The organism is Rhodoferax sp., from assembly GCF_028714215.1.
Taxonomy (GTDB): Bacteria; Pseudomonadota; Gammaproteobacteria; order Burkholderiales; family Burkholderiaceae_C; genus Rhodoferax.
In genome coordinates this window covers 18,351-43,393 of the sequence record NZ_JAQTMS010000029.1, presented here as the reverse complement: position 1 = coordinate 43,393, position 25,043 = coordinate 18,351, and the positions used below count along the sequence as shown (strand labels likewise).

23 protein-coding genes are annotated in these 25,043 nt (G+C 51.1%); all 23 read right to left on the bottom strand.

Going from position 1 to position 25,043, the window contains the following annotated elements:
• Positions 1–215 precede the first annotated feature (215 nt).
• Positions 216–1,016 carry a glycosyltransferase gene (locus PHS32_RS14170; RefSeq protein WP_301079660.1) on the bottom strand — a complete coding sequence of 267 codons (801 nt, stop codon included), beginning with the start codon at positions 1,014–1,016 and terminating at the stop codon, positions 216–218.
• Between the two features lie 17 nt (positions 1,017–1,033).
• Positions 1,034–2,302 carry an O-antigen ligase family protein gene (locus tag PHS32_RS14165; protein WP_301079659.1) on the bottom strand — a complete coding sequence of 423 codons (1,269 nt, stop codon included), beginning with the start codon at positions 2,300–2,302 and terminating at the stop codon, positions 1,034–1,036.
• Positions 2,303–3,628, bottom strand: coding sequence for a hypothetical protein (locus PHS32_RS14160; protein WP_301079658.1), 1,326 nt, complete (start codon positions 3,626–3,628; stop codon positions 2,303–2,305).
• Positions 3,629–3,633: 5 nt separating this feature from the next.
• Positions 3,634–4,707 carry a UDP-N-acetylglucosamine 2-epimerase (non-hydrolyzing) gene (gene wecB / locus PHS32_RS14155; RefSeq protein ID WP_301079657.1) on the bottom strand — a complete coding sequence of 358 codons (1,074 nt, stop codon included), beginning with the start codon at positions 4,705–4,707 and terminating at the stop codon, positions 3,634–3,636.
• A gap of 121 nt (positions 4,708–4,828) precedes the next feature.
• On the bottom strand, positions 4,829–6,022 hold the full coding sequence (locus PHS32_RS14150; protein ID WP_301079656.1) for a hypothetical protein: 1,194 nt from the start codon (positions 6,020–6,022) through the stop codon (positions 4,829–4,831).
• Between the two features lie 189 nt (positions 6,023–6,211).
• A complete protein-coding gene (locus PHS32_RS14145) occupies positions 6,212–6,892 on the bottom strand; it encodes an acylneuraminate cytidylyltransferase family protein (protein WP_301079655.1) in 681 nt (226 codons plus the stop codon).
• Complete coding sequence (locus PHS32_RS14140; RefSeq protein ID WP_301079654.1) at positions 6,889–7,959, bottom strand: nucleotidyltransferase family protein; 1,071 nt, start codon at positions 7,957–7,959, stop codon at positions 6,889–6,891. The genes PHS32_RS14145 and PHS32_RS14140 overlap by 4 nt, the downstream gene beginning before the upstream one ends.
• 112 nt (positions 7,960–8,071) lie before the next feature.
• Positions 8,072–9,082 carry a GNAT family N-acetyltransferase gene (locus tag PHS32_RS14135; RefSeq protein ID WP_301079653.1) on the bottom strand — a complete coding sequence of 337 codons (1,011 nt, stop codon included), beginning with the start codon at positions 9,080–9,082 and terminating at the stop codon, positions 8,072–8,074.
• Positions 9,072–10,157 carry an N-acetylneuraminate synthase gene (neuB, locus tag PHS32_RS14130; protein WP_301079652.1) on the bottom strand — a complete coding sequence of 362 codons (1,086 nt, stop codon included), beginning with the start codon at positions 10,155–10,157 and terminating at the stop codon, positions 9,072–9,074. The genes PHS32_RS14135 and neuB overlap by 11 nt, the downstream gene beginning before the upstream one ends.
• Positions 10,154–11,233 (bottom strand): hypothetical protein, encoded by a 1,080-nt coding sequence (locus PHS32_RS14125; RefSeq protein WP_301079651.1) that lies wholly within the window; start codon positions 11,231–11,233, stop codon positions 10,154–10,156. The genes neuB and PHS32_RS14125 overlap by 4 nt, the downstream gene beginning before the upstream one ends.
• Positions 11,217–12,431 carry a UDP-N-acetylglucosamine 2-epimerase gene (gene neuC, locus PHS32_RS14120; protein ID WP_301079650.1) on the bottom strand — a complete coding sequence of 405 codons (1,215 nt, stop codon included), beginning with the start codon at positions 12,429–12,431 and terminating at the stop codon, positions 11,217–11,219. The genes PHS32_RS14125 and neuC overlap by 17 nt, the downstream gene beginning before the upstream one ends.
• Before the next feature lie 21 nt (positions 12,432–12,452).
• Complete coding sequence (locus tag PHS32_RS14115) at positions 12,453–12,959, bottom strand: acyltransferase (RefSeq protein ID WP_301079649.1); 507 nt, start codon at positions 12,957–12,959, stop codon at positions 12,453–12,455.
• Entirely contained in the window at positions 12,956–14,263 is a 1,308-nt protein-coding gene (locus PHS32_RS14110) for an oligosaccharide flippase family protein (RefSeq protein ID WP_301079648.1), read from the bottom strand. The genes PHS32_RS14115 and PHS32_RS14110 overlap by 4 nt, the downstream gene beginning before the upstream one ends.
• Positions 14,260–15,348, bottom strand: a complete 1,089-nt coding sequence (locus PHS32_RS14105; RefSeq protein ID WP_301079682.1) for a DegT/DnrJ/EryC1/StrS family aminotransferase — start codon at positions 15,346–15,348, stop codon at positions 14,260–14,262. Before PHS32_RS14105 ends, PHS32_RS14110 begins: the two co-directional genes overlap by 4 nt.
• Positions 15,349–15,813: 465 nt before the next feature.
• The gene (locus PHS32_RS14100) at positions 15,814–16,122 is read right to left on the bottom strand and encodes a hypothetical protein (protein ID WP_301079647.1); all 309 of its coding nucleotides are present in this window, start codon (positions 16,120–16,122) and stop codon (positions 15,814–15,816) included.
• Positions 16,113–16,706, bottom strand: a complete 594-nt coding sequence (locus tag PHS32_RS14095; protein ID WP_301079646.1) for an acyltransferase — start codon at positions 16,704–16,706, stop codon at positions 16,113–16,115. The genes PHS32_RS14100 and PHS32_RS14095 overlap by 10 nt, the downstream gene beginning before the upstream one ends.
• Before the next feature lie 59 nt (positions 16,707–16,765).
• The gene (locus PHS32_RS14090; protein WP_301079645.1) at positions 16,766–17,824 is read right to left on the bottom strand and encodes a Gfo/Idh/MocA family oxidoreductase; all 1,059 of its coding nucleotides are present in this window, start codon (positions 17,822–17,824) and stop codon (positions 16,766–16,768) included.
• Positions 17,817–19,055, bottom strand: a complete 1,239-nt coding sequence (locus PHS32_RS14085; RefSeq protein WP_301079644.1) for an NAD-dependent epimerase/dehydratase family protein — start codon at positions 19,053–19,055, stop codon at positions 17,817–17,819. The genes PHS32_RS14090 and PHS32_RS14085 overlap by 8 nt, the downstream gene beginning before the upstream one ends.
• A gap of 33 nt (positions 19,056–19,088) precedes the next feature.
• A complete protein-coding gene (gene tviB, locus PHS32_RS14080) occupies positions 19,089–20,366 on the bottom strand; it encodes a Vi polysaccharide biosynthesis UDP-N-acetylglucosamine C-6 dehydrogenase TviB (RefSeq protein WP_301079643.1) in 1,278 nt (425 codons plus the stop codon).
• A gap of 27 nt (positions 20,367–20,393) precedes the next feature.
• Positions 20,394–20,774 (bottom strand): MarR family EPS-associated transcriptional regulator, encoded by a 381-nt coding sequence (locus PHS32_RS14075; RefSeq protein WP_301079642.1) that lies wholly within the window; start codon positions 20,772–20,774, stop codon positions 20,394–20,396.
• Positions 20,775–21,039: 265 nt separating this feature from the next.
• Complete coding sequence (gene rfaH, locus PHS32_RS14070) at positions 21,040–21,537, bottom strand: transcription/translation regulatory transformer protein RfaH (protein ID WP_301079641.1); 498 nt, start codon at positions 21,535–21,537, stop codon at positions 21,040–21,042.
• Between the two features lie 10 nt (positions 21,538–21,547).
• Entirely contained in the window at positions 21,548–22,663 is a 1,116-nt protein-coding gene (locus tag PHS32_RS14065; protein WP_301079640.1) for a glycosyltransferase, read from the bottom strand.
• A gap of 30 nt (positions 22,664–22,693) precedes the next feature.
• Positions 22,694–25,030, bottom strand: a complete 2,337-nt coding sequence (locus tag PHS32_RS14060; RefSeq protein WP_301079639.1) for a polysaccharide biosynthesis tyrosine autokinase — start codon at positions 25,028–25,030, stop codon at positions 22,694–22,696.
• Positions 25,031–25,043 lie beyond the last annotated feature (13 nt).

The following is a 25,043-nucleotide window of genomic DNA, read 5'->3' as shown; positions in this document are numbered from 1 at the left end:
TCTATAATTTTCAAAGAAGGAGTTCTTAATACTTCGGTGCGGATTTTTGTGTGTGTCATTCAGATTCGACCTGAACGTTCGGACTTCTCCAAAACGAACACCACCAAAACAAAGTTTGCAATATGGCCTGCTGCCAGAAGTCAACGCCGTAGCCGCGAGCCACCTCGATATATTCAAGGCAATGGATAATTACGACTATAGTGAACGCAGTTCAGTCAAATTCTTGAATACTTATAGGCATACTGTTTTAACCACTGTGGCATCACTGCCAGTCCAAATCGTACACTAACACTCTTTAGAAATTCGGAATATGTAAGAAACCCAATACGATATTGATATCGAACAACCGCATATTCAAATTTAAAGTTTCTCAACCCACTGCGTGCCATAAATGCTGAATTTGCTCGGACTCTGTATAATACGTCGGGCAGGTTGGCAAGCTTATATCCCTGCATAATTAGTGTTGACCACAATGCAACATCTTGAGAACGTCTAAAAAGAGGGTAACCACCCACTCCCATAACGGCTTCCTTGCGGAATATGGCGACTGCGTGACTAATTGGACTTCTAAGTTTGGCAAAACTAATAAGATCATTGTGATTCAAAGGAAGTACTCTTGAAGAAAAAACATTACCGCTATCATCAAACTCCTGTAAAGATGCGCTACTTACTGCAATTTCAGGGTGAGACTCCATAAATGCAATTTGCTTGGCAAAACGATCTGGTAAAGAGATGTCGTCACTATCCATTCGAGCAACCAGATCATACATGCAGCAAGCCAAACCAGTATTCAGGGCGATCGCCAACCCAGAGTTTTCCTTAAGTTGAATTGATTTGATATTCAATCGCTTCCGGAAATGATCAATCACTTCACTCAACGGAAGGGGAATTGGCCCATCCTCAACAAGCACAACCTCATCAGGAAATCTTGTTTGATGACAGAGGCTAGATAATGCGTCAGCCAGACAATTGGAATGATCTCCAAAATATACTGCCATTAAAACTGAAAAACGCATTATTTTTCGATCTATACTTAAGAAAATCTGGGATCTCTTTTTAGTCGAATTGAAATACCAACCAGGACCCCAAAGAAAAACCAAATCTCAGGCAACAAAATATACTCGTTCATGGTCATCATTACCGCAATAACGATAAACGAAGTTCTAAACTCTGGATATATGCTCCTTAATCCAATAAGTTTCTGAAATACTAGAGAAAAAAATATAATTAACGCGGAGAGACCTAGTAAGCCTAACTCCGCCATGTAGGATAGATAAAAATTATGAGCTTTTGATTCTTTATGATAATTACTAACTTCCCTCAATTTTTTTCTGTAGTTCTCCAAACCAAGTCCACTTCCTAAAAGGAAATTCTTTTCTATTACAAGAATCGCAGCGGTCATGAGTTGTACTCTATTGAAATCTTTTTCATCAGCATCAAACTCGTCGCCACTAGTATATTTTTGTGTGGAAGCAAGACCAGCATCCATGCGCTGGATCGCGACATCTCCAATTTCCGTCATTAAAAATATTCCCATTACTGACAAAATTAGTCCAAATTTAAGAAGAGATTGGATGTTGAATCTAATGTAGTAGACAGAGACAGCTACCAATGCACCAATCAAACCAGACCTGGAAGTCATAAGAATTAGGGCAACAAAAATAATTGATAATGAAGCCCCAAAAAATGAGGTTGAAATCTCCCGTCTAGAATGCAATCCAAACAACAAAGGCAAAACCATAACAACGAAAATTACAGTTCCGTTACGATTCACCACAGGCATAAAATTGGAATCACCTGAGATACCGAAAACAAATCTGGCAATACCAACGGCACACCCAAGAGTAAGTATAAATGAAATCGATTTCAGCAGTGTTGTAGATTGAATATTGCTGGCGGTTGTAAATAGCCTCATCGCTGCAAAAAATATGAGGAAATTGAATGGCCAAACCACCCAATAAGTGAAGTTGACAAAACTAAAATCGTTTATTATAAGGCCAGTTATGAATGTATAGATTGAAAATACTAAAGATAAAGTTAAGAGGCCTTTGTTATAGTTATCTATTTGAAGTCGACCCTGAGCGCTTAATGCGAAACCTGCAGACATTATCGGCAAATAGGCCAATGGAACACCTGCTAATCGTGCCAAGTCCATCGAGAAACTTGGGGCAAACATCAGAGGAAAAATGTTTAATGCAACACCGTATCCAAATGCGTGAGATGCCGAAGTCCTATTTCTCATTGCGTACACATATAACGCAAAGGAGGATATGGAAAAATATATTTGAAGCGCTAATAACAATTAATTTTCCTGCAAGTTAGTCACCAAATCAATAAGTCTTCTTGCTTGGGCATCTCTTGCATAATTCCCAATTTCATCAATTTTAGGCTCGTAAAACTCGGCATGCTTAAACTTAAAGAGTTGGCGAATAATTATTTTTATCTCATGGATCTGTCTGGCACAAATCCCCACGCCAGTCCTCTGTAGTAATTCGCCTGCAGAGTTATTTGTATCGATACCGATAGCAATAACAGGTTTGCCACTCACAATATACTCAAATAGTTTTCCGGTAAGGACACCTGCAGCCTGCGGATCACCCCACTCCAAAAATAGTAAAATGTCTGAATTTCTCTGCGCTGCAAGAGACTCATCGCGCGACACAAAGCCATTAATTCTTATAACGTCATGTTTATTAGCATTGCTCGCACTAATTAAGCGACTCAACTCACTGCGATTGTCACCATAAAAACTAATTTCTATTTGCGCTGCCGAAATTTCCCCATCGTCAATAAGTTCATTGACAGCCATAAATAGTGGGGTTGGATCTCTTTTTTGATGATAAATAGTACCGGCATAACAAAACTTCAATTTACTCCCAAAGTCAACTTCAGATGCTATCAAATCCCGCCATTTCGGAAATTCTTCTGGATCAAACCCATTTTCGAGCGTGAACACAGGTATGGCAGGGTATCTATGTTGCAAATCTTTGGTCAATGGCTTTGAAACAGTTATCATTGCATTGCAAATACCTTTCATAGTTCGCCGCTCAATCGCTTTTTCTATAAGGCGAAATACACCCTTGGCAGATAGAATGTGATTATTGAACCACAAATCCCTAAAGTCGGCGATCCAAACGACCTTCGGTGCGAATATCTTCAGATTGTGTGCTACTTTATGTGCTGCTGGTGGTGAATAGGAACTGATAATTACATCGAATTCCTCATTCGATAAGAGTGACTTTCCAATGCATGAAGCTGGTTTAACCCACAGATCATGTATATCAAATAGAGAACCGACTGAACCTCTCATTTTTCTTATCACTTTTTTCAAAAATGTAACTATTCGTGAACCGTGATTATTATTGTCGCTTGAAATATTGCGATCGCTTTGATCTTGACGATTTTGAATATTCTCAAGCCAATTTGGTAAAAATGGAATCTCAATGATTCTTACGCTTGAAGGAATATTTCCAGTTAACCCCATGGGTCCATTGAAATTATATTTAAGCGTGGTTAATACAGTAACAGTGTGCCCGTTTAGCGCCCAATACTTTGCCCATTGCCCGACTCGCAAAACAGAAACTTTATTTTGAGGATAGAAAGAACATGTTATTAATAGTATATTCATTGCAATTACATGTAATTCTCTACAATTAATGCCGCTATTTTAGTGGCCGCATCAGCTTGCCCATATAAAGATGTTTCACTGTTGACCATCAAATTTTTTTGAGTTAGAGCCTCAGTAATTTTGTAACTATTTGTTCCTGCGACTATATTGAATCCATTATCAACCAGTTCGGTCCATTCTGTTTCTTCACGCAATGTCACGCACATTTTGTTGTGGAAATATGCTTCCTTTTGAATTCCTCCGGAATCGGTGGCAATAATGCGACAATTCATTTCTAGCCAAGTCATTTCCAAGTATCCAACAGGGTCCACCACTCTGATACCGGTCGGCAGAGGTATGCCCATGGCCTGGAGCACAATACGAGTGCGCGGGTGCAGCGGAAGTATCACAGGCATGCAGGAACCGACAAGCCCTTCAAATATATCCTTGATGTTCTGACTGTCATTAGTGTTTTCAGCGCGGTGAATGGTGCAAAGTACAAATTCACCGATCTCAATATCTAGTGCGTCGAACCAGTCCGGTTTCCGAGCGCACTCCTCAAAATAGCGTGCAGCGTCACACATCACATCCCCAACAACATGAATTTTCTCCTTAGGAATTCCTTCATTGAGCAAGTTTCTGAGTGCCGCCTTGCTGGGAACGAATAGAAAAGTAGAAACGTGATCAGTCAATATGCGGTTGATCTCCTCCGGCATACGGCGGTTATAGGAGCGCAAGCCTGCCTCGACATGAGCCACCGGAATGTGTAATTTCGCAGCCGCCAACGCTCCGGCTAACGTGCTGTCAGTATCCCCATAGACCAATACTAGGGCTGGCTTCTCAGTAACCATGAGCGCTTCCAGCTTTTCCAGCATTCGCCCAGTGTTCTGCGCATGACTTCCACCGCCAATGCCAAGGTTATAGTCTGGGTGCGAGATGCTCAACTCCTCAAAGAACACATCTGACATATTGGTGTCATAGTGCTGCCCAGTATGCACCAAGATTTCTCGCACCTCCGACCTGTGAATAGCAAACGCACGTGACACAACGGCTGCCTTGATGAATTGAGGGCGTGCGCCAATTACAGTTAAAATTTTCATAAATTTTCAATTCACTGGATAATCTCAAAACATTTGTCTATGCTGCACGGTATTAATGATATTCCATATTTCAAGACATATTAATATCCCGTCAGAAAAGTTGATTACTGGATTCAGAATATCAATGGAGATTTTTGAATATCCAATTTTCAATATCCTTCTCACGGCTTCCAACCACTGTCGCAATTCCGATCGAGCGTTCCAAGATATAATTCATATCACGGACTCCTCCGACCTCTATTTCTGGATCTAAAATAGCACTTCTAATACCAAACCACGATGCTTCTATAATAACCGAAGAGCTGAAAGTTAAATGAAGACTCGTCTGCGAAAGTATAATTGGAAGTGCAGTCAAGCTAGTCTTTTGCCATTCCACGCAAGGTAATCTTCCAAATGTATATTCAAGATATTTAACGGCTTCCAATCTGTATGTTCCATGCAGTTGAACTGGGTGAAGACGAAGCATCCAGTTGTATTTTCCTCTAGTTCTTAGAATTAATTTTTCCAAACCACTGACCATAATCCCATTGAAATTATTTTCGCTGCATAATTCATCAAGCCCCCACTGTAAGCTGACTAATATTTTTGGTAATTTATTGGTAAAAATGGTGCTATTCTTCAATGCTTCCAATACCAAAAAATCGTCATTTTGTTGGCTTCTAAATCTCTTGATCCAAGGATTCCCATTAATCAGAACATGAATTTTTTTATCGGTAGCCCACTTGTTGATAGCGTTCGCTGACTGTTCATCCCAGACTAAAAATTCTGTAGGCAAATCATTAATCGGTGTTCCAGATCTAAATTGAGTCCCGTACCATGGATGCAAGTCATTAATAACACCGTGCTGTAAATCTGCAATTTTGATACCTAACTTTCTCGCTGCGCGACACAAGGCCGCTTCTGGCTGAATTGCAACAATACGGGTCGGCTTAGTTCGCGCCAATAGCCCAGTCCAAAATTTCTCCTCACGAGCAAATGACAAGCCATGCAATGGTTTGTAAAATCTTCCAAGAAACCGTATTATAAACGTTAGACAATAATGTCGGTTGAAAGTTTGATGCTCATGCCATGCATTTTGTGATTTTGTTACAGAGAACGGCCTTAATATAATTGCGGTGTCCATTCCATTCTTATTGAAATATTCCTTCATGCTACCTAACAGTGGGCTGTAAAGTTTGCCTTGGTGCAAGAAATTAAAATGGTGATCGTGTCCGATCAAGAGTACATCAATTTTTGGAATATTTTTCCAAGTATCTGGTATAAGCAGTCCTAGCAAAAATTGAATAATAATTCGCTTACCATTTTTCCACTTCATGTCGATATATCTCTAATATTCCCTTGAAATAGAGTCAATTTATTCTTGATCAGTCGCTAAAAATAATCGATTCTTAGCAGACCGCTGAGGTCCCTGTGGCAATCGATTGGAGGTAAATATATTGAAATAGCGAGTTTATATGATCAGATTTGCTTACAAGAGTTTTTGGCACACGTCAGTTGTCATTTTTCACTCTAAAATCGACGCTGCAACCTTGAAATCCCATTCGGTATCTATATCAATGGATTCTATCGGTGATTCGACCAGCAATGGTATTGCTGTTCCTTCAAAAAAACTCCGGTTTGATCGTAACTCAGCAGGAGTGATTAAATAAAAGCTACCGTTGACTGTGTAAACTGGGGGAAGGTCTTGTGACCGCATTCCTAACCCATGAGTTGGCATAAACGGCACTAGATAATGTCCCTCCATCTTTAAAGCCCACATGGGGTGAGCATGTGTCGGCGAAATTCCAATCACTGATTTCAGATCATGTTTCACAAACAACTCAATACCTTTGAGCACAGTTTCTCTGGTTCTAAATGGGGAGGTCGGTTGCAGCAATAGAACCCCATCAACTGCACCATTTTCAGCCTCATACCAATCCAGTGCGTGTATCGCAACGTCGTTTGTGCTCGCAGTATCAGTTGCCAGTTCTGCTGGGCGCAACCATGGCACACAGGCTCCAGCGTCTGTACATACTTTTGCGATCACTGGGTCGTCAGTCGATACAAGAATATTGCAAATTTCGGGTATGCCTCTTATCACCTCAATGGTCCAATTAATTAGTGGTTTATTACCCAAAAATCGGATATTCTTTCCGGGTAATCGTTTCGAGCCGCCACGTGCTGGAATTAGGGCTAATATCTTCATGATGTGCCTTTTACTGTCCTCAAGCGTGCCTCAATTAAATCGTCTGGTCTACCGACATCCAACCATGGTTCGTGCATTGGATACGCAACTGTACGTTTGGCCATGTTTTGCAGGTGTGAGAACAGGACAGGCATATCGCAATGAGTATTTTCATCTAAAATTTCCAATGCATCCGGATTAAATGCATAGACTCCGGCATTAATATGACTACGCAATACAGGTTTTTCCTCAAAACCGACAATCTCGATGCCTTGTGTTTGCACTACGCCAAAAGGGTGATGCCATTCATGCACGCGTACAGCCATGGTGGCAGCAGCTCCGTTCCGAATGTGAAAGTCAAGTAGCTCGCCGTAATGTATATCAGTCATTACATCGCCGTTGGTAACTAAAAAAGGGAGTGCTGGTCGAGGGCTAAGCAGTCCTAGTGCTCCGGCCGTTCCTAGGGGGGACTGTTCGCGCAGGTAGTCGATTTGCACTCCAAGATGCTCGCCATTCCCAAAATAATCTTCTATCATATGGCCGAAGTGATGAATAGCCAGCACAAAGTGGTTGAATCCTTCCGACTTGGCACGCTCGATGATGTGTTCCAACATCGGCTTGCCGGCGACCAATAAAAGAGGCTTGGGACAATTTTCGGTATGCGGTAGCAACCGTTTGCCGATTCCCCCTGCCATGATGACCATCAGGTTGGAACGTTTTGGCAGTGTTGTGATTTCATCCCATAGATGCAGCCCAACTAACCGGCGATGTTCATTAACCACGGGAATCTGATGAATCTTATTCGCGGTCATAAGTTGCAGGACCATTTCCCGCTTCATCTCAGGTGGCACCACTAGCGCGTTGCGATGGATGATGCTTATGATTGGGCTGCCGAGTCCCAACCCCTTGAGCAGGCCACGCCGAATATCACCATCCGATATCGTTCCTTGCAACTCACCAGCCTCGTTAATTATCAAGACAATCTTGAGCGCAACCTGATTCAAATTGTGAATCACTTGCTCGATGGTCACATCAGTTGGAAGAGTCGCTTTATGCCATAACTCTTCTCGCAAGATATTAGTGATCATATCGTATCTAAATTGGAATTGGGTGGGACAAACCTCGTGGCCTCTTTCCGGGATATATTTTCATTCTGGCGTAGTGAAAATTTGTTTCTGCACTGGATTCCATGACATTGAATTAACCGCGATAAAAAAGAAGGCGCTTGGAGTTTGCCGCCAATTGAGGGGCCCCCTCGCGCAAGCGAGCATACGTAGCGGGGTCGTGAATTCGATGGCCGAAACGGAACATTAGATGCGCTGCGGCAAAAGATTCCTTGAAGCGTAAGAGCGGGTCGTCCGGTCGCATGCTTGTCCCGCCACCAAGATAGAGTGACAAACAACCGGATGATTGCGCGGTCTGGGCAGCAGCATGGACCAGCAAGTTGGTGGCCCCGCTTTGCCGACCGGCTCTCAAAGTTCCTGATAAGTGGTATTCGGCCTGTTTCGGACCAAACAGGAACAGGCCCATCGAAAGCCGTTTCTCGCCATCGGATACGCTCAATACGCGGGCGCCAGGCAAACGCAGCATGTGTTCAAAATATGCGTCCGAAAAAAGGTAGAAGTTGTCAGCATCAATCTCACCCATACAACGCCGATAGAACGCTGGAAAGATCTCGATCGCGTGTTCCTGGGTTTCAAATGAGACCTGCAACCCCGCGCGCTCGGCCTTGCGAATTGCTGTGCGTGCCCGTCCCTTATAACTGGACAACAGGTCAGCCGTATCAAGGTTAATCACCACCACGGCCCTGTCCGCGAACACAGTCCCAGGATAGAAATGATGGTTTTCCAAGGCCGGATGAAAGCGAACAAACTCGGCGACCACGTGGCGTACAGTGGCCTCAGCATCAAGCCTGCGCCATGCACGGGTTAGCGCTTCTGCATTCATGTGATGGACAATTGGGCCACCATAGCCATAGGCTGACTGCCAGTCACGGGCCTCCAGCCCAGGGACGTGTGCCTCGTGTACGCCATGCATCAAAAGACCATCGTCTTCCTGACTGACAAGGAAAACTGGAGCCAACTGCGAATCGCGCAACGCATCCGCGGCGACGTAAGCCGGGCTCAGTGTTGGCCACTGCATTTCCGCTGGCAAGGCGTCAAACAGCGCCTGGGCGCAAGCCTGATCAACGAAAGCCCGCTCAGAACTCATCGATAAGCTCGTCCTCAAGGAAGTCTCGGGCAGCTGGTCGCCCCAGGAATTCATCAAAGTGCATCGCGCATACTCCCGTTCCAGGGCGCTTGGTCGTCAAGTTCTCTGCATTGAAAAGCGTGCCCTTCGGTATCGCTTGGGCGGCCACAAGGCTCTTGCGAGCGACTGTGATGTTCTTCACCTCGGACGGTGCCGGTATCTTGATGCCGTTGCCCAGTGCATGTTCGATGTCGCGAATGGCGCGTACCATCGATGTCAGTTCAGCCGGCTCAAGCGATGCAACATGGTCCGGACCGGGCAGACTGCGGTCGGTTGTGAAGTGCTTTTCGATAATGGTCGCACCCAGCGCCACTGCAGCGACGGAAACGTGAATGCCTTCAGTGTGATCGGAATAGCCGACAGGCAGGCCAAAGGCGACGCGCATTGCGGACATTGCCGTCAGGTTGACATCAGCGACCGGGGCAGGATATTCGGTCGTGCAGTGCAGCAGCGAAATGCGTTCTTTCAGAAGCCGCTGACCGACTTCTGAAAGGAATGCCGCCTTCATCGCTGCCGTAGTGGGACGGACAGTGTCCACAGTCGACATTGCAAAAGCAAGTACCATCAGTGTCCGTTCAACTTCACCGAGCGTGGCCATGCCCGTTGAGACGATCAGCGGTCGTCCGCTTCGGCCGGCGGCAAGTAGGAGTGGCAGATTGGTGATCTCACCCGATGGGATTTTTAATTGCGGCAGGTTGAAGACGTCGACAAGGACGTGCAAGCTCTCTATGTCGAACGGCGTCGAGAGAAAACGGATGCTGCGGCTTCGCGCATGTTCGATCAGAATGCGATGCTCCTCAACTCCGAGTTCAAGCTTGCGGACCATATCGAGTTGCGACTCGTCTGCCCTGGTGTTGGTGATTTGGTATTCGGCCTTCTTTGCGGCTCGGCTGATCACGGCCTCGGAGCGGAAGGTCTGAAACTTAACAGCGTCTGCACCGGCGGTCGCCGCGACGTCGATCAGTTGCTTGGCGAGGTCCAATGACCCGTTGTGATTTACACCGGCTTCGGCAATGATAAAGACAGACTGACTCATGAGCAATCTCTACAAAAGGTTGAAAGGGAAGCAAGAATTATTGACATGTCGTTCTCATCGTATCGTTGGTCAATCGGCAGCGTCAGCATCGACGCAGACAATGCGCGCTCTTCAGCAAACACGGCGCCCGCGAGGTGGGCGAGATCCCAGTGGATGGGACAGAAGATGCCCCACCCGGCGAGATGAGCCCGTAGCGCGTCGCGTCGCCCTTCCCCAACGACTACGGGGAAACCGAGTGGAACCTCGCCGACATCGAGCCCGGGCAGTAACGGCACGATGCCGATGCGCGGCGCAATGTCGGCCAGTCCCTGCCTCAGTGTTGCGAAGTTGGCAGTGCGCCGGGCCGCGACCATCGGAAGGTCGGTGCGTCCTAGCAACTGCTGACTGATCCACGACATCGTCCGCGGGACATCATCAGCGAGACGTGACTCCGAACGCTCGAACAGCGGGAGGAAGGCTTCGGGCCTCGCTGCCGCTCCGCGCTGCAGCTTACCCACAACTCGGGCGCTAACGAACTCCTCATCGGCAGCATCGGCGTTGATAGCGATGGTCTCGCGCGAGGCGAGCATGGCCCCATCTGGTTGGGGTAGCAGCTTACGCAGACTGGTCAGTGCATGATCGCCGTGCGTGCCAATGCCGGTCGTCAGCACCGCTTGGACGCAATCCTCAATCACGCATATAGAAGCACTACGAAATTCTTCGATGCGGTGTAGTGCAGTTCGATTGCGGCATCCAAAGTAGTGAATGAATAGCAGTGTGTCGCCACGCGAAGGGTCAGCATCGATGCGATTCAGCCGCTCGCCAACCGAGTAGAAGCGCACGTGTAGACTCTTTCGCAAAAAGGGAGCGACGATCGATTCACAACAGTAGGCGGGTAGCCAGACGGTTGACCCCTCCGCTGTATGGGCCAGATGGCGCGCGATAACCGCCAGCGCTGACCGTCCTGTATCGAGCCAGGTTTCTTGTGGTGCGCCAAAGCTCGGCAATACCGGGTTGGCTGCCGTGTCGAATTCGAGATCGGAGCATTTCAGTTCGAACTCGCCCCCGATACGGCAGGATTTAACAGACGATGTCATGAAAAGGTTTCTGCAGATGACGTCCGATGTCGACCTGCTTGAGAATTTGCCGAATGCGCGTTGATGCATTGCACTGACCATACAGCGACACAGTACCGTTGACTTGGCTCTGGAACGCGTCTGAGCAGACATGATCAAGGGCGTCAAGGATCGCCGCCTTTTCGGCACCACAGTCGACTATCGATGTGGCCTTCAATCGTCCGTCTTGGCGCGGACCGACGTTGACCGTCGGCCGCAACATCGCAGGCGCTTCGACGATCCCCGACGACGAATTGCCAACCACGGCCGCGCAATGTTTCATCGCGCTGAGGTAACGTAGTTGGCCGAGAGAAGTAGAAGCTACTACACGCCCGGCGTGGCGCTGCGCGTACGCGTCGACCATCAGTGCGAGCTGTCGACCACCAGCGTCAGCATTGGGCTTGGTGATCAATACCTGGTGGGTGGATCGCTCGTCCAGCGCATCGAGCAGTGCCTGCATTGCCTGCTCCGTGGGCTCCGACCCCAGTGTCACCGGATGGTAGGTAACGAGAAAGAAAGGTCGATCAGCGGCGAGTCCGACTTGGGCGCATATCTCAGTGCGATTGAGCAGGTTCAGGCGCGTGATGTTGTCGAGCCCGGGGTCGCCAACGTTGAAGACCCGATCGGGATGCTCACCCAACTGGATAACCCTGCTGCGGTAGGCCTCAGCGGCGACGAAGTGATAGCGCGAGAGTTTGGTGATGGCATGCCGAATCGCATCATCGATCGCACCTTCTGTTACTTCTCCCCCGGAAATGTGCGCCACGACATAACCGGATACGAAAGCAGCCTGCGCGACCGCGAGCATCTCGAAGCGATCCCCGAGCACGACGACGACGTCTGGAGCGAGCGAGTCAAAGGCGTCGGCGAAACTGAGCACGCCCAATCCAACCGACTTGGCCATGCCGACCGAGGTATCGCTCGCCACCATCATCTCGACCTTCCTGTCAATCGTGAAGCCGTCGGCTTCAATCACGCGAAAGGTCGAGCCGAACTCAGGCATCAGATGCATCCCGGTGGCAACCAGTTGCAGTGACACATGCGGATCCTCCGACAGTTCACGGACCAGCCAGTAAAGAATGCCATATTCAGCTCGACTGCCGGTGACAATGCAGATCTTCCTGTTCATCTTGTTACCACCCGAAGTCAGGGCTTCAATGACATGCGAACTGATAGCCATTCGAAACTGTAATGAATATTTTCATTCGATTGCTCTTTTCTTTCGTATCAATTTTGCAGGCACGCCACCCCAAATTTCAAAGGGAGGAATATCTTTAGTTACAACCGAGTTGGCGCCAACCACAGAGTTATTACCAATAGCCACACCGGGATTTATAAAAACATTAGCGCCAACCCAGCAGTAGTCTCCAAAAGTAACATCGCCACACTTCTGTGGCCGATCTTTTATTGAAAAATCATAATCCGGTGAGGCTGATTGAGTGTACACGCGAACATTATGAGAAATCGAACAAAAAGAGCCAATGTCTATTGCATATCCTTTTGCTGCCTGCAGTGTTGATAACGCACCGATATAACTGTCTACCCCGGTTCTTATGGATCCTTCCCCATAAAGTTGGATTAGCTTTCCATTAAATCTAAAACTCTCATCAATTTCATATTTCTTTCGAAAATTAGAATATATTATAATCCAATAAATATTGGAAATCGTATTAAAGAGTCTGACAAGGATGCTTGGAAAATACCTCATTTTTTGGATCGCGAAAAAGATACCGCATCAAAAGCCAATCGAAATTTGAACCACGGCATTGGATAAACCAAGGAGGTTAATGCCCACGCAAGCAAGAACCTGAGTATTTGAGATAAAAGAAAGCCCAAGGCAACTCCTTCTATTCCCATGTTGATACCTAAAATCCACATTAAAAATATAGATGTGATGCCAGAAGTAATGGTGGCTATTGACACGAATTTTGTTTTTGATGTGAAAAAGAAAAATCCGGCAATTGCATAATACATGCCTACGAAGGCATTCCCGAAAATAAAAAAAATTGTCAAAAATTTGGCAGGTAAAAAATTTTTACCAACAACAAAAGGGAAAATCAAAAAAATTACCAAACTTGCAACTGCAGCTAGAACCAAAAATAGCAAAAATACATAATATGTTATTCCCACTACGAAAAGACGTGATGCAATTGATTCATCTTTTATCTTTTCATACAACCACGGGCCATAAGATTTGACAAATGCGTCAGATAAAATACCAATAATTGCTCCAAACTGAACTGCCACAACATATATCCCAGTTTTCGCAACCCCAAGCATATTCGTTATGAGAAATTGCCCTATAGTCAAAATAATAATTCCACCGATGACATGAGGTATTAGCGGAACACCAAAATTCAAAGCATCAAGACACTGGTTACGCCAATCCTGAGGTATTCTTAGTAACTTGTTTTTTAATAACCACCACAAAGCGACAACTCCGAGTGCGATGATCGAGACGGCTTGACCTAAAACACGGCCTTGCCAAGCTAATCTCATAATCAAGATAAAAATTAGCGAGAAACCCCCATTGAACATACCCTGAGCGACCTGAAAAATCCCATATTTTTTGGCTTGCCCAGACACTTGCCAGAGAGATAGTTGGATATTCCCAAGAAACTGGAAACCGGAAAGAACAACAGCCACGAGAAGCCAATTTGCAGGAACTCCTGTGACACCTTCCAGCAACGAGCCAAATGTCGCGATCAAAATAATGAGCGCTAATGTACTGACTACCACTATCCCGATACAGGTTCCGATGTACTGCGCTAATTGCTCTTTTCCTAGTTGAAAATAACGGATGCTGACGGCGCCATGCACGCTTAGGCCGGTGAATGCGCCCAACACGCCAAGCACTATGCCAAACATGGCTACGGTGCCGTAGTCGGACGGCGTGAGTACCCGAGTCAAGATTGGCAAAAGAAAGAAAGGAATCGCGGCATTGAGGATATTGGCCCCTAAGTAAATTGCCGCATTGCCGACAAGCTTGCTCCGAAGGTTGATTGCAATCATGCCCCGTTAGCTGCCAAGCTCTGCGCAATTTGTTGCTGTTGCGATGTCGTCAAACCCGGGCCCATCGGCAGACTTATTACCTGTTCACTCACTGTGTCACCCACCGGCAAGTAGACCGAACTATCTGCCACAGCAGGCTGCCTATTGAGCGGAATCGGATAGTGCACAGCAGCGGGAATGCCAGCGCGCTTTAGCTTCTCCTGGACTGCATTTCGGTCTTGTATACGAATCGTATACTGAGCCCAGGCACTGGTGTTGTGGGGCTCGGTATGCGGCGTTGTACACACGCCCGCTTCGATCAGCAATTTGCCATAGCGGTCGGCCACTTGCTGACGCAAAACCAATTCCTCATCCAGAACGGCCAGTTTCGGTAACAGGGTAGCGGCTTGAAGCGTGTCCAAGCGGCTATTCACACCCACCCGAATGTGGTGGTATCGCCTGTCTTGTCCGTGGCGGGCAATTTGGCGCATTACCTTGGCCAGTTCGTCGTCATTGGTGAAGATGGCGCCACCGTCTCCGTAGCAGCCCAATGGTTTAGTAGGGAAGAAACTGGTGCAGGCGATGGTGCTCAGGTTACAGCTTTTGTGGCCTTTGTAGGTGGCACCAAAGCTTTGGGCGGCGTCTTCAATCACCGGGATGCCGTGCTTGGCGGCGATGGCATTGATGGCGTCCATATCTGCACATTGCCCGTACAGGCTCACTGGGATGATGGCTTTGGTGCGCGGGGTGATGGCGGCTTCAAGCAACGCCGGGTTAAGGTTGTAGGTGCGGGGGTCGATGTCCACGTACACCGGTTTGGCACCCAGCAAAGCTACCGTTTCAGCGGTAGCGATGTAGGTAAAACCGGGGGTGATGACTTCATGACCCGGACCGATGCCCAATGCCATTTGTGCAATCTGTAGGGCGTCAGTGCCGTTGGCTACGCTGATGCAGTACTTGGCGCCGGTGTAGGCTGCCAGTCTTTCTTCCAGCTCGGCCACTTCGGGGCCGAGGATGTATTGGCTGTGGTGCAGTACGCGGTGAATGTTGCGCTCTAGCTGGGGGCGGATGCGGTCTTGCTGGGCGGCCAGGTCGCAGAACTCGATGGCTTTGGATTGCAGTGGTGTTTGCAGGTATTGCTGGGGTGTGATGGTTAGCGCAGGGTAGCGTTCACACAGCAGTTCATCACGGGTCAGTAACTTGATGCTGCCAGGGGAAAAACGGCCCAGGGCGCGGATGAGTTGTTCGTCTTCGGGGTCTGGGCTGTCAAAAACATCTCCCTCGTCCGCCAAAGAGGCCAACCAATGTTTGTCGGCAGCGAAGGCTTGAAGCGTTTGGCGTGTTTGCTGAGCCAGTTGGCGAGCGGTGGCGCTGATGCCTTCAATTGGGTTGCTACGGCGCAATTCGCTGCGGGTCACATATTCAAGTGTTTGCAGGCTACCCGTGTACAGCCACAACCGCCCACCCGCGCTTGCGCATTGGGTCACAGCAAGGTCTGCTGCATCAAAAAACGGTGATCGCCTTGTGCAAATGTCGACGGCAATATTGATATCGATTAATAAATCCATGGGTTACACCGGACGTCCTTGTTCACGTCGCATTTGTGCTCGTAGCTCAAAGGCTTCGATGCGTTCCACTTGCTTGGGTGTTATCTCAGGCAGTTCGTCATCAGGTGGCAAAGGGGCGCGCCGGGCCGCATCAACGCGTTGGCGCATTTCTTCTGCTTTTTGTAGTACTTCAGGGGACAGGTTGTAAGGGTTGCCTTGATGGTCAACCTCTTCATCAGGGACCGTCACAAGCAGGCGCACCCGGTCATGACGCAGGCGCAGGCGTTGAACCAGTTCAATGCGGCCTTTGTCGTATATGGCTTCTACTTGCATGTTGATTTCTCCAAAACGGTGATTTGATCATTTTGCAACAGGTAATGCAGGCCGGTGGCGGCACAGGTGGCGGTGCCTTGACCAGTGAGAGGTAGATCAAGCCGCTCGCCTTGCTGGCTCATCCAGCCAATTTGTTGGGCGGGCACGCCGGCCATGAGGGCATAGGGTTTGACGTTGCGGTTGATAACGGCACCGGCGGCCACAAAGGCATATTCGCCTACAGTGCTGCCGCACACAATGGTGGCATTGGCGCCGATGGTGGCGCCGCGCTTGACCAAGGTATCGCGGTATTCGTTTTTGCGGCTCACCGCGCTACGCGGGTTGTAAACGTTGGTGAAGACCATGCTGGGGCCGCAGAACACGTCGTCTTCAAGGGTGACGTTGTCGTAGACCGAGACGTTGTTTTGAATCTTGCAGTTGTTGCCAATCAACACGCGGTTGCCCACAAAGACGTTTTGGCCGAAGGAGCAATCGCGGCCAATTTTGGCGCCGCCGCAGATGTGTACCCAGTGCCAGACGCGGCTGCCTTCGCCAATTTGGGCGCCGTCGTCGACGATGGCGGTGGGGTGGATGGTGATGGGCATGGTTTTTGTGGTGCGGAGGCATGGATTGCGGGTCAAGCCCGCAATGACAGCCGGGAGGGTCAGTAGTCCAGCGGCAGGGCAACGCGTTTGCCGTCGCGGGATGAGAGGTACATGGCTATCAATAGCTCCAAGGTCTTAAGTCCCTCGCGGCCATCAGTTTCGGGTTCGGCTTGGCCGCGCAGGGTTTCGATTACGTTGGCGTAATAGAGCGGATGGCCCAGGCCATACACCGAGGTGGTCTGGTAACTGCTGCTGCCAACGTCGGCGTCTTCGGGCCGGGTGTCGGCGAATTGCCAGGTCTGGATTTCATTGACAGCTACGCCGCCAACGCGGACTGTGCCTTTTTCGCCCAGGATGGTGATGCTGCCTTCCATGTTTTTGGGGTAGGTGAGCATGGTGACGTTGACCGTACCCATGGCACCGCTGCGCCAGCGCACGGCTGCAACGCCGCTATCTTCAACCTCGATGTTGCGGGCCAGGGTGGCGGTGTAGGCCATGACGCTCTCTACTGGGCCAATCATCCAGTCGAGCAGGTCTATGTAATGGCTGGCCTGGTTCATGAAGGCGCCGCCGTCAAATTCCCAGGTGCCGCGCCATTTGGCGCTGTCATAGTACTCCTGCGGGCGGGTCCAGAAGACGTTCATGGCAACCGAATAGATTTTGCCAAAACGGTCTTGCTCAACGGCTCTTTTGAGCAGCTGCAGGGTGGCGTTACGGCGGTTTTGTTTGACGACAAACAGGCGCACATTGGCATCGTCGCAGGCCTTGACCATGCGCACGCCGTCGTGCCAGCGGGTGGCCATGGGTTTTTCGGTCATGACGTGGCGGCCGGTTGCTGCCACCTGAATGGCTTGTTCGGGGTGCAGGCCGCTGGGGGTTGTCAAGATCACTAGATCAGCTGTGGTGGATTTAAGCATGGTGGCCAGGCTGCTGTGGCCCGTGGCTTTGGTGCGATCAACAGCTTGCGCCAGGGCGACGGCGTTGACATCACAGACGTCAACCAGTTCCACGCTGTCGGCGTGTTGTTCCATGGCGCCAAAGTGGTTGGCGGCAATGCGGCCGCAGCCTACCAGGGCAAGACGGATTTTGCGGTCAGTGACTGTGGGGTAATTATGCATGGCTAATTGCTGTGGAAAAATGGATGTACCAAGGCATGGCTTGCGCTATGCCTGCTGCTATGTTGAACGCTGGTCGGTATCCCAGCCGCCGCTGGGCCTTGCTTATGTCGGCCAGGCTGTGGCGAACGTCGCCAGCGCGAAAGTCACGGTATACGGGCTTTGTTTGCTGTAAGTGGGGGTACTGTGGCATCAGCTTGATTTTGAGTTGGGCATACAACTCGTTGAGCGTGGTGCGTTCGCCCACTGCAACGTTGTAGACTTGGTTGACAGGTGACATGGATTGCGGGTCGTGGCCCGCAATGACAACCTCAAGGTCCTCAATGACGGGAACGGTGGCAGCCAGCAGGTTGGCTTGTACTGCGTTGGCCACGTAGCAAAAGTCGCGGCTGGTTTCACCATCGCCATTGACATAAACCGGCTCGCCCCTGATCAGGCTGGCGATCCACTTCGGGATGACGGCGGCGTAGGCACCATTAGGGTCTTGCCGCGGGCCGAAGACGTTGAAGTAGCGTAAGCCTATGCTTTGCAGACCGTAGGTTTTGCCGAAGACGTCGGCGTACAACTCGTTGACGTATTTCGTGACAGCGTAGGGGCTGAGCGGTTTGCCAATAGTCTCTTCTACCTTGGGTAGGCCAGGGTGATCGCCATAGGTGCTGCTGCTGGCGGCGTAGACAAAGCGTTTGACCTTGGCGTCTCTGGCGGCTACCAGCATATTCAAGAAGCCTGTGATGTTCGCAGCGTTGGTAGTGATGGGGTCTTCTACGCTGCGGGGAACGGAGCCTAGGGCGGCTTGGTGGAGGACGTATTCGACGGGGCGGGCTGTCAATACGGAATCTTCCGCTGTCATTTCAAAATCTTCTGATGTCATCCCGGACTTGATCCGGGATCCATGGATTGCGGGTCGGGCCCGCAATGACGAAGGGGGAAGCAGTGACAGATTCCACGTCATCGCGCGATGGCAGTCTTCTAGGTTGCGAATGTCCCCCTGTATGAATTTGAAGTTGGCCCATTGTGCGGGTGTAACGAGGGTTTCTACTTCATCCAGGTTGCGTTGGTGGCCGGTGGCGAAGTTGTCTAGGCCTACTACACGTTGATTTAGTTTGAGCAGAGTTTCTAGAAGGTTGCTGCCAATGAAGCCAGCCACGCCGGTGACGAGCCAAGTGTGAGGCTCAGCCTGCAGACGTACTTGCAATCGCTCGTAGGCAGTGGGGTTCGATGCGGTATGGGTCACACTGTTGCTCACTGTGATGTTGGCTCGACCAGCTTATAGCCTTCCGTCTGTAGCGGCTAACGGTAGCATGCTCTTGACGTCATAGATGACTGCTCCGCTCTGGCCAAGTGCCTTGATACCTTTCTCGCCTAATGTGACAAATTGGTGATGACTAACGGCCAACACAATGGCTGCGTATTGGCCGGCTTGCGGTGGTTGGGTCAAGCAGGCAAGACCGTATTCATGTTGAGCCTCGGCCACATCGATCCACGGGTCGTATACGTCTACCTGGGTGTTGTAGCCTTGTAGCGCCTTGACGATGTCCACCACTTTCGTGTTGCGCAGGTCGGGGCAGTTTTCCTTGAACGTCAGGCCCAACACCAGCACGCGGCTGCCGAGCACCGGCAGGTTTTTGCGCAACATGAGTTTGACGGTCTGGTCAGCCACATGCACGGCCATGCTGTCGTTGATATGGCGTCCGGCCAGGATGACCTCAGAGTGGTAACCCACCTCTTGTGCTTTGTGCGTCAGGTAGTAGGGGTCAACGCCTATGCAGTGGCCACCCACCAGGCCGGGGCGAAACGGCAAGAAGTTCCACTTGGTGCCAGCGGCCTGCAGTACTTCAAGCGTGTCAATGCCAAGGCGATTGAAGATCAGGCTGAGCTCGTTCATCAGGGCGATGTTGACGTCGCGCTGGGTGTTCTCAATTACCTTGGCGGCCTCGGCCACTTTGATACTGCTGGCCTTGTGGGTGCCGGCTGTGATAATTTGTTTGTAGAGATGGTCGACCGCCTCGGCCACTTCAGGCGTGCTGCCGCTCGTGACTTTTTTGATACTGGGCAAGCGGTGCTGTTTGTCACCGGGGTTGATGCGCTCGGGGGAGTAGCCGCAGAAGAAATCAGTGTTGAATTTTTTACCGCTGAATTTTTCTAGCACCGGCACGCACACTTCTTCTGTGGCACCGGGGTAAACGGTGGACTCATAAATGACGATGGCGTTGGCCGGCATGGTGCGCCCCACCGTTTCGCTGGCCTTGACCAGCGGCGTCAGGTCGGGCCGATTGGCCTTGTCCACTGGGGTGGGCACAGTGACGATAAACACCTGGCAGGCATTGAGGTCTTCCGGGTTGCTACTGAAAGTCAATTGACTGGCAGTGGTTAGCTCTTCTGGGCTGACCTCAAGCGTGTGGTCTTGCCCAGACTGTAGTTCGGCAATGCGCGCTGCGTTGATGTCAAAGCCCAGTACCGGGCGTAGTTTGCCAAACTCCACGGCCAAAGGCAGGCCGACGTAGCCCAAGCCGATGATGGCGATTTTTGTGGTTTCTAATTGCATGATGGTGTGTGGTTGTTGATATTTTTGTCATCGCGAGGCCGTACGCTGTGACGATCCATGAGACTTGTTGGTGTTTGCAGTAGTTTCCTGCTGTAGCAATTCAATCTCCGCCTTGAGCGATGCGTATTCCTGCGTTTTGCGCTTGAGAAAGCGGCTTGTGAGTGTTGCCTTCTTGGCTATGCCGGCCGGGGTGAGCAGGTACGCATAGGCGAGTTTGCTTTTGCTGCTCTGAAAGTTCTGCATTTTTAGCAGTCCTTTATCGAGCAGCGCTTTCAAACAGAAGTTGGTTTTGCCCAGACTTACACCCAAAGCCGCAGCCAAGTCGCGCTGGTTCATTTGTGGGTTGGCTTCTAACAGGCGCAACACCTTTAAATGAGTTTCCTCGTGAAGGGATGGGGTTTCTGGCATGGGGAGGGGGCAGATAGGTCCGTCGTGCCGCTGCAATTTTCTATCAGGCAGGCTACCGCAGTGTCGAAAGACACTGGTTGTTCAAGTATTGAACATATGCTAGCACAAGCAGATGACAATTCACCGCTCGACGCGGTAAATTGTCATTACGCACCACGTTGTCATTGCGGGCTTGACCCGCAATCCATGGATCCCGGGTCAAGCCCGGGATGACAACCATTGAGCCCGATGAAAGCCAACACCCGCCATAGCAAGTGCCTGTGGATCAGGCTACTTTGCTTAAACTGGCGGGCGATAGGGTCAATTTGACGGGTTTGCTCAATATTTCGATTAACACCATGGCGCGGCTTTCGCCGTTGGGCATTTGGTAGACGGCTTCCAGCCCGGCAAACGCGCCGTCTTTGATTTGAACGCGATCACCTGGTTCGAATAGACGTTCAGGTCTTTCACGCAGGCCGTCGGTATTTGCGCGCAAGGCTTCAATCAGGGTGGGGTCGACTTTGGCCGGTTCCACACCAAAGGTCACCAGCCGGCTGACACCTTGGGTGGAGCGTATGGGAGCCCAACTTTTGCCGCTTTGGCCGGTATCGAGGCTAATGAACAGGTAGCGCGCAAAGAGCGGCTCTTGCACCACCTTCAATGCGCCCTGACGCAGCTTTTCAGTGGCCAGCAGCGGCAAATAGCAGCCGTAACCCTGTTGCACCAGATTGACCAGGGCGCGTTGTTCTTGCCGCGGTTTGGTGTGAATGACGTACCAAGGCATGGCGCGCTGTTTATTTGGAGTCGGGCAATATTGGCACTGGCCTGGACCACCACTGTCGGTTCCACCTGAACCACACCAAGCGGACGTACAGAGCGTGGTAACCCAGTGTGTAAACAATCAACCCCAGCATCAGCATGGGCGTACTGTCATAAAACGAAACAGCCCACAGCGCAGGCAGTAGCGTCATGAGCCACAGCATGGCACCGGTGATCGAATTGCACAGGGTGCGACTAATGTTGGGAAAGCGCTGGCACGCCACCCGGCGCATGACCAGGCTGTGCAAGTGCAGGTGGTCCGGATGCCCGACATCCAGATGCCGCTGCCGCCGTCGCAGCATGCTGAACAACACTTCCAGCACCGGGTAAGCGCAGATCAGCAGCGGGCACCAGGCCGAGACCTGTGGATGACGCTGCAGCAGCAGTACCGCCACCCAGGCAATGGCAAAGCCGACAAAATAGGCTCCACCGTCGCCCAAAAACAATTTCCCCAGTGGCCAGTTGACCAGAAAAAACCCCAGCACGGCGGCCGCCAGCATCACACAAACATGGCCCACTTGCACATCGCCCAAGTGCAGGCTGAGCAGGCCCATGGCGGTCAGGACGATAACCGCGGTGCCCGAGGCCAAGCCGTTGAAGCCGTCAATGATGTTGAAGGCGTTGGCCACGCCGCTGACGGCAAAGGCGGTAAACAGCACGGCAGCGGGCGTCCACAGCAATAGTGCGTCCAGCCAGGGCACATTCACGTCGGCGATGGTGATGCCGGTCACAAACCAGCCCAGCAGGCCGCTGCCCAGAGTGGCAAACAGGCGTGTCGACACCCTTACGCGCTTGGTCAGATCTTCCAGCAGGCCGAAAGCAAAGGCCGGGACACCGGCCAGCACAATGATCCGCAATATGTAGCGCGATTCACCCGCGATCAGCAATGTGCCCAGCAGCACGCCGCAGACGATGGCAATCCCGCCGATGCGGGGGGTGGGTTGGGTGTGAAAACGCTGCGGGCCAAAGGTGGAGTCCAGTGAGTGACGGCCGTGCAGGTCCTTGGTCAACACCAGCAGCACGGCGGTAAACAAGGCGGTGGCTCCGGTGGCAAAAGCCGCCAGGGGCCAAACGTACTGAGAAAATTCCATGATCCATTCCCCTGTCCTTTGTTCTAAGCCTTACTTGGGCGTCTTCTTCGAGGCACTTTCCGTATCGTCATCACCGTAGCTACTGTAACCGTAACCTTTACCGTAACCACTATAACCGTAACCCTTGCCGTAGCGGCCGCCGTACTTGCGGTAGCGATAGCCGTAGCCATAACCGTAACCATAGCCATAACGCAGGGTTGACGGAATGTACCCATTGAAGACCAGGCCGCTGACCGGTTTGCCGGCCTTGGCCAACAGCGTTAGCGCTTCAGCTATTTCAGCCTGGCTGACCGAGTCTTGCCGCGCCACAAACACCGTCACGTCCGCCCATTTGGAGAGCGCCGCGGCGTCGTTCACTGGCAGCACTGGCGGCGAGTCGATGACCACAAAGTCGTACTGCTCGGCGGCACTGGCGATGGTGTCGGCCAAAGCCTGCTTGGAGAACAAATCGCCGGGGTTTTTGACGCGGGCACCTGCGGCCAGTAGGTCCAGATGGGGGTGCACCTCGCGGCGCACCAGGTCGACAAAGGATGCGCCGTCTTTCAGCACGTCGGACAAACCATGCGGGTGTTCCGGCAGCGCGATGTAACGTTTCAGGGACGAGCGGCGCACGTCGGCGTCGATCAGCAGAACACGCTTGCCGGCGGCTGCCATCAAATAGGCCAGGTTGACGGAAATAAAGCTCTTGCCTTGCCCTGGCGCCGCCGAGGTGACGAGGATGACTTTGGCGCGTGGGGTTTCCGACAAGGCAAACAGCAGGGCCGTGCGCAAACTGCGCAGCGCTTCCACCACAATGGCGGTGGGTTTTTCATGCGCCAGCAGAAACGGTTTGTCGTCCACCAGGTCAAAGTCGGCCTGCTCGGGCGCCAAGGGCAAAATGGCAAAGGTCTGGATGCCGGTTTTGAGTTCGAGTTTTTTCGGGTCGCGCACAATGCCGGACATCATCGCCAACAGCTGGCTGGCCAAAAAACCCAGCAGCAGGCCCAGCAGGCCGCCAATGGCTACCGTCAAGGGTTGGTTGGGGCGGGAGGGCCGCTCCGGTACCACGGCGCGGTCAATGATGGCGACATTACCGGTGGTGCCAGCGCGCGCTACTTTAAGCTGTTGGGCGTTGTTGAGTAGGCCGACATAGAGCTGGTTGTTGACCTCCACGTCACGCGCATAGCGGATGTAGTCTTGCTGCGTGTTGGGCAGCGCAGAAATGGCACGACCCAGGCTTTGAAACTCACCTTTGAGTGCGGAGATCTGCCCGTCCAGCGCTCGGATAGCGGGGTGGATTGGCTCATAGCGTTGCAGCAACTCCTTGCGCTTGAGCTCGGCTTCCATGCGAAGCCTTTCGATATCGGTTGTTTTGTCGAGCAGCACCTTGATTTCACCAGAAATATCAAGGGTTTTTTCCCGGTTGCGAAACCCGTTGAGGGCTTTCTCGGCCACTTCCAGTTGCTTTTGCAACTCAGGCAATTGCTCTTGCAAGAACTTCAGGCTCTTGTCGGCTTCTTCCGAGCGGCGCTCAAGGTTTTGCTTGAGGTAGGCGTCGGCAATGGCATTGAGCATGCGGGCCGCGTTGGTCGAGTTGGTGTCTTCGTAAGTGAGCTTCAGCACATTCGACTGGCGTTTGGTTTCTGTGACCGTCATCTGTCCCAGAATCTGAACTACGCGTGAAGGCACTGAATAGCGCCTTATCTCAAAGTGGTTGCCGGGGCGGGCTTTCATGTCCGAGACCCAGAGCCTGAACTGGCCGTCGGCGGACTGAGCGCTTTGGCCGGCCTTGCCTTGTAGCACGGCGACGCCCTCGGAATCAACCAGCGACCAACCCCCAGCAGTGCTTGCGATGAGGTCAAACGGCTTGCCAAAATAGCGCTCGGGTACGACAAATTCATCGATGGTTAGCGTCTCGCCACCCCAGGCGATATTGCCCCAGTCCCATAACGGTTTGGCCAGACCGTCGCTGCCACGTTCGCGCAGGCGGGCCAGCCAGCCACCGACCAGCGGCAGGCGGTTGCCCACCTTGATGCTGGTGTGGGCCAGCTCGGCCTCGACGGCGCGGCCGATGACGTTGCGTGAGCGCAGGATTTCGATCTCGCCCATGACAGGGGACTGCTGCACGTCCAGCGCAGTGGCGACGGCGTTTAGTGCGCCCAGCGAGGAGCTCTTTTTCTCTTCGATTTGTATCAGCACGTCAGCCGTGTAAATGGGCGTGGCGACGATGGCATAAAACACCGAGAGCACAAACACCGCACTGGCCACCACGATGAAGTGCCACTTGAAATACAGCACGTTTTCAAGAATATCGATGAGCGACAGGCCCTCTTCCTCCTGGATCAGGGGACGGTTGTCGTTGTTGCGGTCGCTGTAATCTGTCGCCATGGAAGCCTGAAAG

Coding starts and splice junctions, on each gene's coding strand:
- PHS32_RS14095 (WP_301079646.1), bottom strand. CDS start 16,706: ATGCCCATCACCATCCACCCCACCGCCATCGTCGACGACGGCGCCCAA.
- PHS32_RS14115 (WP_301079649.1), bottom strand. CDS start 12,959: ATGAGGTATTTTCCAAGCATCCTTGTCAGACTCTTTAATACGATTTCC.
- PHS32_RS14090 (WP_301079645.1), bottom strand. CDS start 17,824: ATGCATAATTACCCCACAGTCACTGACCGCAAAATCCGTCTTGCCCTG.
- PHS32_RS14110 (WP_301079648.1), bottom strand. CDS start 14,263: ATGATTGCAATCAACCTTCGGAGCAAGCTTGTCGGCAATGCGGCAATT.
- PHS32_RS14125 (WP_301079651.1), bottom strand. CDS start 11,233: ATGACATCGTCTGTTAAATCCTGCCGTATCGGGGGCGAGTTCGAACTG.
- neuC (WP_301079650.1), bottom strand. CDS start 12,431: ATGGCTATCAGTTCGCATGTCATTGAAGCCCTGACTTCGGGTGGTAAC.
- wecB (WP_301079657.1), bottom strand. CDS start 4,707: ATGAAAATTTTAACTGTAATTGGCGCACGCCCTCAATTCATCAAGGCA.
- PHS32_RS14135 (WP_301079653.1), bottom strand. CDS start 9,082: ATGAGTTCTGAGCGGGCTTTCGTTGATCAGGCTTGCGCCCAGGCGCTG.
- PHS32_RS14065 (WP_301079640.1), bottom strand. CDS start 22,663: ATGGAATTTTCTCAGTACGTTTGGCCCCTGGCGGCTTTTGCCACCGGA.
- neuB (WP_301079652.1), bottom strand. CDS start 10,157: ATGAGTCAGTCTGTCTTTATCATTGCCGAAGCCGGTGTAAATCACAAC.
- PHS32_RS14145 (WP_301079655.1), bottom strand. CDS start 6,892: ATGAAGATATTAGCCCTAATTCCAGCACGTGGCGGCTCGAAACGATTA.
- tviB (WP_301079643.1), bottom strand. CDS start 20,366: ATGCAATTAGAAACCACAAAAATCGCCATCATCGGCTTGGGCTACGTC.
- PHS32_RS14100 (WP_301079647.1), bottom strand. CDS start 16,122: ATGCAAGTAGAAGCCATATACGACAAAGGCCGCATTGAACTGGTTCAA.
- PHS32_RS14060 (WP_301079639.1), bottom strand. CDS start 25,030: ATGGCGACAGATTACAGCGACCGCAACAACGACAACCGTCCCCTGATC.
- PHS32_RS14150 (WP_301079656.1), bottom strand. CDS start 6,022: ATGAAGTGGAAAAATGGTAAGCGAATTATTATTCAATTTTTGCTAGGA.
- PHS32_RS14140 (WP_301079654.1), bottom strand. CDS start 7,959: ATGATCACTAATATCTTGCGAGAAGAGTTATGGCATAAAGCGACTCTT.
- PHS32_RS14170 (WP_301079660.1), bottom strand. CDS start 1,016: ATGCGTTTTTCAGTTTTAATGGCAGTATATTTTGGAGATCATTCCAAT.
- PHS32_RS14075 (WP_301079642.1), bottom strand. CDS start 20,774: ATGCCAGAAACCCCATCCCTTCACGAGGAAACTCATTTAAAGGTGTTG.
- PHS32_RS14160 (WP_301079658.1), bottom strand. CDS start 3,628: ATGAATATACTATTAATAACATGTTCTTTCTATCCTCAAAATAAAGTT.
- rfaH (WP_301079641.1), bottom strand. CDS start 21,537: ATGCCTTGGTACGTCATTCACACCAAACCGCGGCAAGAACAACGCGCC.